Source organism: Oleiphilus sp. HI0043, assembly GCF_001634935.1.
Genome location: NZ_LWEY01000839.1, coordinates 1 through 7,873 on the forward strand (window position 1 = coordinate 1; position 7,873 = coordinate 7,873).

Here is a 7,873-nt window from a genome sequence, read left to right on the forward strand (position 1 = left end):
TTAATTCGAATCATAGCTAGCTGGGGAACGTTGATTTGTAACATTTTTTATATGGTATTTTCAATCATTATAAGAGGTCAATGGTGGTAACACTCTAACCAGAGCTAAATTTCTTGTGAAAGCGCAACAATTTATCTCTATTTGAAGCTAGTCGTATAGTTTCAACTTGTCAACGTAATGCTTGAAAAAAACGCTCATAAACCATTGCTTTTACGCTGGGTATTGAAGTTCAAGCTCGCGTAATATGCACTGCGGATACTGATAGCTCAATAGAAGTACTACAATTATATTGATAGTATTAATCTATCATAGAAAAGTACACTGATAGAGGATTTGCGCTTGTAATGGCTCATGAAACCCCGACACTAAGACAGTTGGAATACTTTGTCTGCCTTGCAGAGTCTGCAATATTTCGTGGTGCGGCAGATATCATCAATATTAGTCAGCCAAGCGTTAGAGATATTGATCAGCTAAATTTATCAAGAATGCACGTTTTAGCATGGCGCCAGAATTGTCCTAATCGGGGCTTTTATCGCCAACTGGCAAAAGAAATACGCACACTGGCTAAAACCAACCTTTGTGATGCCAAGCTTAGCTTCGTATTAGATACTGATAATGGCTAGGCAAAAAAGCTCGTTGACTCAAATCTATAATCAACCAATATGAATTAAGTATGACCTTGAGTTACTATTTGGGTAGTTATTACAATGAACAAAGTATCCATACGAATACAGGTTTTATAACTCTTGGACAGTATGAACAATAAGCAGGTTAAGTATGCAACTACTTATATGCAGGGAAGCCTTCGTTCCAAATAAAACCACCCTGTTTCTTCGCCATTATTAGTAGGGTTGTAACCTACTGGGTATATCATGTATTTCGCATTAGCAGCATTAACTTTTGGCTTAGTGGCAGGGCTGAAACCGGGGCCTTTAGGTGTGTTTGTGATTCATCAAACCATGTCAAAAGGTAATTACAATGGGTTTATGGCTAGCCTTGCACCTATTGTAACCGATGGGCCAATTATACTTCTGGCATTGCTGTTAACGTTGCAGCTTAATGATATAGGCTTGTTTATCTCTGCGATTTCTGTCTTTGGCTCTATGTACCTAGCTCTTATTGCATACAAAATACTTAAAACTCCAAACAACATCGACCCTAGTGTCGGGGGTAGCAAAAGCTCAAGCTTAGCTACGGCAGTAAAAATTAACTTCCTAAATCCAGCACCGTATATATTTTGGCTAACTATTGGCAGTAGCTATATTTTCATGGGCTCTAATATAGAGGCTGTTGTATTTATTGTTTGTACATTATTTAGTCTGTGTATTACGAAATTTTCTGTGGCTCTCTTTATTAAAGCCTTAGGAGAGCGGTTCAACCCGAGAGTTTACGCTGTCGTGCTTAAGTCGCTTTCTGTACCGTTGCTAATATTTAGTGGCCAGTTACTGTTTTCTGGTATCTCAATATGGCTGTAAATGGCATTGGCTATATCAATGACAGGCACGGCTACAAGTTTGTCGCCGCGCCTTTAAACTAGTGTTTGCTTTGTGCGATTTGCGTAATAAAGAATTTGATGGCTCACCAAATCATCGTCAAGTTTACTTAGCTTGGCTTAATACCTAAAACGGTTAAAGAAACAAATTGTAGAATTCAGGTGTAAAGCTAAGTCTTTAATGTTTATAATGTAAAGATTAACAAAGATTAAACATGCTCGGTAGTAGTACCGGTTGGCATAAAAGGAATATGAGAATATGAGAATTATTATCATTGGCGGTGGGCCGGCCGGGCTCTATTTTGCGAGTGCCATGAAAAAATTCAATCCTGGCTTTGACATCACCGTTTATGAGGCTAAAAATGAATCAATCAACTCATTTGGTTTAGGCTACACGCTACAGGGGCTGACCAAAGATTTGTTAGCGCATTTGGATGAGGATTATTTCACATCACTCTTTGCGAATAACACTCCGCCGAGACTCTCACAAGCCACCGTAAAAACCAATAACGACTGCCAAACCTTTAAGTTTTCTGATGGACACTGCGTTTCCCGTTTTGAATTGATGCGCTATTTCAGAAATAAAGCTACGTCACTCGGAATAACTATCGAAGAGAAAAAAGTGCTTCCATCTGAGCTAAGTCAGCTACAAGATTCCTGCGACTTATTGGTTGGAGCAGATGGCGTAAACAGCATTGTACGAAAAGAATATGCGGCTAAATTTGTCACACAGCAGCATGAAGCAAAAATAAAGTTTACTTGGTTTTATAACGACTCACCAAAACCTCAAACAAATGTCAGGTTTTACGTCATTAAAACATCTACCGGCTTCATTCAGTTGTCCTCCTACCCCCTAACGGACACCAGGCAGGCTGTTATCATTGAAATGACCGAAAAGTGCTTTCAATCGAGTCGCTTTCTCCAGCAAAGCCCAGCCGAAGCTATCCCCCATCTTAATAAGATATTCACCAGCGAAGAAGACAAAATTGACTTGGTTTCTACCAATTTGCCCTGGTTTTCTTTCAAGATGAATACCGTTAAACACCTTTTCCATGAAAATATGGTTCTAATTGGCGATGCGGCTTTTTCTTTCCACTATAGCGCGGGCGTTGGTTTGCAAACAGCATTTAACATGGCTAACGCATTAACAACATGCTTTCAGAGGTGTAATGACATCGACACCATTCTCAATCATTACTCAGAAATGACACCAATCGCATTGCGCGCCCCAATTGATAAATCTTTGAATGATATTAATTGGTTAGAAAATATAGACGAACATTTGCTAAACACCCCAGAACATCGGCTGATCGAACATTATTTAGAAAAAAACAAGTACACTAAATAATTGAAAATCCATTCAAACCAAAAGAGATTAAACCTTTGGAAAAAACCAGATTTAGCTACTGGTATCTGGCTTGTTATTTTGAAGGGGCCAAAGTGACTGACGCTAAGTTAAGGCTTAGTCCAAATTTTTAGTTATACCCACCTAGGTTAAATAATTTGGACATCCTACTAAAGCACTAAAACCTGGTGGGCCGCTGTGGTTAATATTGAGTGGGGAGGGTATGCGAATCTTTCCAAAAGGTGGGAAGAGTTTGTTTGATAAATTGTAGTCATGGATAAGGTGGACATTACTTTAGTAGTTAAAGCTGATGTTCCCTAGCATCGAGAATTCGCTTTCGTTCAGCTAGATTTAGTACCTTTTGACTTAAAAAGCGACCGCCTGTCGTATATCCTGAGAACTTACAAGAACGAATCAAAAACTGTATATAAAACAAGTGGCTAAGAAACTGGTGTAAAATCACGATATACGACATAGTGTCGCATTTCTTAATAGTTTTTGAATCTCGGACTTCTGCGGAATCCAGTCATGGTGTATGATTCGAGTAATATCAGAACGATTTTAAAAAAAGGATATACGACAGGTGGATATACGACCTTATGTCGTAGATTCAAATGTTAGCTGTAATAAGGAATTTATTTAAGTGTCAAACTGGATTTGCAATGCGTGTTCTGTGATTGTTGAACAAAGCGCAAATAAATGCACTAAATGTGGTTGCCCTAAAGGTGCTAGCGGCGATGTTACGGCTAAGTTTCAAAATCCAGAGTTATACAAAAGTACTAAGGCTGCCAAATCGCTACAAGGTATTCTAGCGGCTCTGCTACTTACTCCGTGTTTCATCTTAGTTAGCATATTTCAAGGAAAAGTAGCGTTCTTTGTACTATATGCTGGCTCGTTTATGGCAGCGTTGCTTGGAGATAAAGCGTTCCTCAAAACCGTTGCTGGTAATAGCTGGGCGCAAAAAATTATTTTCTGTTATGTGTCCTTTGGTTCTTCGTTATTTGGTATTAGGCTTTACCTTGATGGGCAGTTATCAGATAGCGCAATATATTGGTTTGCAGGTATTTTTATGGCACTTTACGCCGCTTTTTTCATATACCTCAAGTATTCTAAACAGGGTGTGAGTTTTCTTGAACAATATAAGTCCATGCGAAATAACTAGAAATTGTTCAGCTAACCAATTGCGCAATGTTCGCCCCGGAAAAATACCCGGGGCTGGACTCGCTTTGCTGCGCGTCGCTCGCCCATTCGCAAGGCGTTATGTGTGACGGTGTGTAATGAAGCTAAATTTCTATTGTGGTGCATGCAGAAAATACGTTGATAAGGAGCATCCTTCCTATCCTGTATTCGAATTTTCAGGGTATTCGGATGATGTTGTGTCCTGGAGTGATGAGATGGACGCAATACCATCCGAGGCAACGTCAGAAAAATGGAAACGATCGAACGTAATTCCAACCGAAGGCTCTACGAGAGTTATACGGATTCAAGGCCCTTTCTCAGAGCAATCTGACGCTACTTTTTGGTCCTTATATACACCAGCATTAGCACACTACAATGGCTGGGATTGTCATCCAGAAGAGATAGAAGAGTCAGCTTTCGTTAAAGTTAAGATTGTTAAGGTTTTTGAAAAAAGAGAAAAATTTGCTTGGATTAAGGTCAATATAGAAAGAGTTATATTATTCCGCTCAGCTATTCAGGAAGTTATGCCTGTCGACGACGAAGCTCTTTTTATCAGAAAAATATATGATATAGAGGGTACGCTTGACATCTTTGGTGATTGGATACATTTCCATGCATCTGCGCAAGGTGATCTTGGTTATACCATTCTAATCAAGGTGGATGAGAGTGGTATATGCCATTTGGTTTACTATATGGAATGGGGCAATCATTGCGACGCAGCCTATTTTGGGAATATTATTCTTTCAAAGGAAAGTGTTGACGAATTGGCGTCGCGAGACCCTGGGGAACACATAACAAGTTGGTCAACATGACGCCTGGCGGCGCATGTCACCAAGGCGTTAAATGTTTTTTGGCTCTTAAGGTTTAGGGCTCAATATTCGGCAGGGAGTGCTCGTTTCTTTTCATACATTCCTCCGTTTAAAGTTTTAGGGTAGGTGGCACGTTTTCCCACTGTTCCGCTCTACTGTTTAAGCTTCTCAAGCACATTTTAATTTGTAGAGGCTTCGTCAATGGTGTGTTCCTAGGGAATCCGGTAAAGTCGCCATCTGCGGTGTTTTTGTCTCTGGGCAAGCACTTTGGTTTTAACGTGGTGTTTGGTGTAGTTGGGAGTTCTAAAACATCTAACCAGTTCATCAAACATCACTCCGGCCACAAAGAAACGTGGCCTGCGTTGGACGCACGATAGAGCCGTGCGCCGTTTATAAAAGCGTTAGAACTTTTTAATCAGATTGTAGATCAACCTAAAATGGATATAGAAAAAAAAGAATTTTGGGGTACAACGAAAGCTTCATCTTTAGCAACATACGGCTTTCTCATAGGGTTAATTAGCTGTTATTTTGCTTTAACTCAGCATGTAGCTTTATTGTTAGTATCAATCTTGTGCGTAGGCTCAATATTTTATGCGCTTACCACCAATTATCGACAAGGCTTTAATGTCAGGTGGCGGCTAGCTAATTTTATATTTCACTGTGTCTTTTTATTGGCCTTAGTTTCAGGGGTTGGCTTTGTATTATTTCTACTTTATGCGTAGTAAAGTTCTAACAAGTTTAGCCAGCATCGCCCCAGCAAAAAGACGCTGGGGCTGGACCTCGCTGCGCTCGGCCGCTGCTAAAGGCGTTAAGTGTCCGAGTGGTTGTCTGGTTGTCTGGTTGTCTCTTAAAGTATTTGTTACTTTTCGTAAGTAGCTGGCTTGCTGTAGAGAATTTAATGTGGTCTACACTATGGCTATCGGGTAAGTTTAGTATGAGACTATCGTGAATAGCTTGCTATGAATAAGGGGGAAAGGATATGAAACTGCGTATTTTTAGAATGCTTCTGCTTTTTATTCCAGTCGTGTCCATTAGCTATGCGTCATCAACTAGTGATCAAGCAAAGGAAATTACCTTAGTTGCAGATCAATGGTGCCCCTATAACTGTGTTCCTGGCACAGAGAGACCTGGCCTTTTGGTAGAGATTGCAAATTATTCCTTTTCGCAGGAGGGGTATAAGATAAATTATATCGTTAGGCCCTGGATTCGTTCAATTTTGACTGTCCGTAATGGTGACTATGATGGAATTATTGGTACGGGTAGAGATGAAACACCTGATTTCATTTTTCCAGATGAACCTTTGTATAGCATTGAACATGTTTTCTATGTGAAAAACACATCTGATTGGCGTTTTAGTGGGTTTAAGTCATTACAGAATATCAACCTTGGTGCTATAAAGAATTACTCTTATGGCAGCCTTCTTAAGGAATATATTGAGCCAAACCAAGCGAATATCGCACGTTTAACTATTCTTCATGGTGATGATGCTTTTAGCCGTCTAGTTGAATTACTTAAAATAGATAGGATTGATGCTTTCGTAGAGGAATCTAATATAGTGCTAAACTATTTGACAGGCCTTAATTCGTATGAAGATATCAAATCAGCAGGGGTTGCTTCAAAAGAAGACATATATATCGCTTTTTCTCCGAAAAAACGTAACGCAAAACTTTATGCAAATATTCTATCAAAGGGTTTAAAAGAACTTAAGAGTTCTGGCAAATTAGATCATTTGCTACTTAAATATTCTCTATTAAAACCGCCGAAATAGAAAAAGTCTGGTGCAACTGTTTTTTTGGGTGGCCATGAAATTAGGGGCGGTGGGTACAGCTTGTTTGTACATGGAAACACTTAACCAGGCGTTCAACACGGACTCCGTAATGCTGACACCTTTTGTGCAAAAATACGCACAAAAACTGCCATCATTACTCCTCCGGTTAACGCGGCGTTATATTTTTTAAACACTGTCACTGTTCAATATACAAGGAAACTAATAGTGAGTAATTGCCCATCTTGCTCCAAAAAGTTTGGCTTTATGAATCTGCTAAAGTCATCAAACCCCATGCGTATCAAATGCAGTGGCTGTAAAGAAATAATACGCATAAATGGTTTTCACGCTCTTATAGCTGTTGTTATTACTTTACCATTAGCGTTTTTAGTTTTAGCTGCTGTAGCAAAGGCAACTGCTAGCGGGGGTATAGCAGTTGCAGCGGCAATATTTTCAGGCTTAGTCGCTGAGTTTGTATTTTATAAATTGGTAATTTCTGGCAAGGTTAAATCTAATCTCGTAGCAAATGAAATATAACCAGGCAATCAAAGATCGCCCACGAAAGGGCCCGTGGGCTGGACTCGCTCTGCTGCGCGCCGCTCGCCCTTTATTGCGGCGTTAGGCTCATGGAGATGCTATGAAAGTCGAGATAGTAAGAGATACTGGGACAGGTTATTTTGGCACAACAACTGCCAGAACAAATGTTCCACAAGGAAAGAAACTTGAGCTTACCATGCAGAATCTATGTTCAACTTTGGGCATTAAAAAAATCTACTGGACCATTAGCTCAAGAGAAGCAAAATATTATCGCCCGGATGGACCTTATACCTATCAGAGTGCTTCCAATACCATTCTTGAATTATCTGAAAAAGTAGCCGAGAAATATGCGAATAAAAAAGCCTAACAAGTTTAGCCTGCCTCGCCCCGGAAAAATCCCCGGGGCTGGACTCGCTATCGCTCGCCGCAGCTAAAGGCGTTAGCTGTAAAAAAGGAGTTAAATTGAAGCACATATTTGTTATTGCAGTTTTAGCCTTATTGTCAGGTTGTAGTTCAATGGTAAAGACCGAAATTGGAGATTACGATTACGGCAAAAGTTTAAGTGAACTACAAAGTCAGCATATCGAGTTACAACCTCAGGATGGTTTATTCTCTGAACCACGAATTAGCATTCCATTAGATGATGCTAAAAGCCTTTGGGGAGAGCCCCAAAGTACGGAAAATCTATGGGGCGAAAAAGCTTTGGGTTCTGGTATCGCTTTAAGTGCAGCAGCTACTGGCTTAAT

9 protein-coding genes are annotated in these 7,873 nt (G+C 40.0%); all 9 read left to right on the plus strand.

The genetic code is table 11. The features are described from left to right. The first annotated feature begins 344 nt into the window (after window positions 1-344). Window positions 345-623, plus strand: coding sequence for a LysR family transcriptional regulator (locus A3729_RS09505; protein ID WP_068567256.1), 279 nt, complete (start codon window positions 345-347; stop codon window positions 621-623). A 249-nt stretch (window positions 624-872) separates the two neighbouring features. Further along, window positions 873-1,475, plus strand: a complete 603-nt coding sequence (locus A3729_RS09510) for a LysE family translocator (RefSeq protein ID WP_068510259.1) — start codon at window positions 873-875, stop codon at window positions 1,473-1,475. 276 nt (window positions 1,476-1,751) lie between these two features. Continuing rightward, complete coding sequence (locus A3729_RS09515) at window positions 1,752-2,840, plus strand: FAD-dependent monooxygenase (RefSeq protein WP_068511187.1); 1,089 nt, start codon at window positions 1,752-1,754, stop codon at window positions 2,838-2,840. Window positions 2,841-3,480: 640 nt separating this feature from the next. Next, on the plus strand, window positions 3,481-3,999 hold the full coding sequence (locus tag A3729_RS09520) for a hypothetical protein (protein WP_068633748.1): 519 nt from the start codon (window positions 3,481-3,483) through the stop codon (window positions 3,997-3,999). Window positions 4,000-4,114: 115 nt separating this feature from the next. Continuing rightward, on the plus strand, window positions 4,115-4,828 hold the full coding sequence (locus A3729_RS09525; protein WP_068553734.1) for a hypothetical protein: 714 nt from the start codon (window positions 4,115-4,117) through the stop codon (window positions 4,826-4,828). A gap of 976 nt (window positions 4,829-5,804) precedes the next feature. Then, on the plus strand, window positions 5,805-6,593 hold the full coding sequence (locus A3729_RS09535) for an ABC transporter substrate-binding protein (protein WP_068510926.1): 789 nt from the start codon (window positions 5,805-5,807) through the stop codon (window positions 6,591-6,593). Between the two features lie 225 nt (window positions 6,594-6,818). Beyond that, window positions 6,819-7,127, plus strand: coding sequence for a hypothetical protein (locus A3729_RS09540; protein WP_068510925.1), 309 nt, complete (start codon window positions 6,819-6,821; stop codon window positions 7,125-7,127). 100 nt (window positions 7,128-7,227) lie between these two features. Beyond that, entirely contained in the window at window positions 7,228-7,494 is a 267-nt protein-coding gene (locus A3729_RS09545; protein ID WP_068510923.1) for a hypothetical protein, read from the plus strand. A 95-nt stretch (window positions 7,495-7,589) separates the two neighbouring features. After that, window positions 7,590-7,873: hypothetical protein (locus A3729_RS09550; protein WP_156497848.1), on the plus strand; the 284-nt coding region annotated here is incomplete at its 3' end.